At 65.6% G+C, this 692-nt stretch carries 1 pseudogene; it reads right to left on the bottom strand.

The window, feature by feature from the left end:
* A pseudogene (locus AC1DWI_RS25450) lies at window positions 1-692 on the bottom strand (leucyl aminopeptidase); the annotation flags it as partial.

The raw sequence follows: 692 nt of genomic DNA, 5'->3' as shown, positions 1-692 counted from the left end.
CAGGTTTTCGCAGGCGGGAATCAGGCCTACCACATTGAGCGCCGGCCGCAGCTCTGCCAGCGCCCGGAAGGTGCCCAGAACGCTGGCGGCACCGCACATGTCGAACTTCATCTCGTCCATTTCGGCGGCGGGCTTGATGGAGATACCGCCCGTGTCAAAGGTGATGCCTTTGCCAACGAGCACGACGGGCGCCTCGGCCCTGGCCGCCCCCTCATAGCGCAGCACTATAAAGCGTAAGGGCTCGGCCGAACCCTGCGCCACGGCCATGAAGGAGCCCATGCCGAGTTTGGCGACCTCTTTGGGCCCCAGCACCTCCACCTTGATGCCGCGCAGCTTGCCCAGCTCTCTGGCAGCGCCGGCCAGAAGCGTCGGTGTCGCGTGGTTGGCCGGGCGGTTCGCCCACTCCTTGGCAAATTCAATGCCCTTGACCAGCGCTGCGCCCTTGTCAATGCCGGGTCGCGCGATCTGGGCACTTGCGGCGTCATTCACGGCAACCACCACCCGTTGCAACCTGCCAGGGCCGGCTTTTGCGTTCCTGGCGGCTTTGGACTTGGTGGTAGCGTAGGTATAGGTGGCATCCCCGCAAGCGACCACGGCCGCGCGTACGGCTTCAGCTCGCAGATGGCCCACGGCACCGAAGCAAATGGTCAGGTGCTGCACGTTCGCAGCCTTCAGGGCGCCCAGGCCGGCAC

Source organism: Polaromonas sp. P3_C2 (assembly GCF_056402675.1).
Note: the sequence above shows the minus strand (reverse complement) of the source record. Positions and strands in the feature narration are given on the sequence as shown.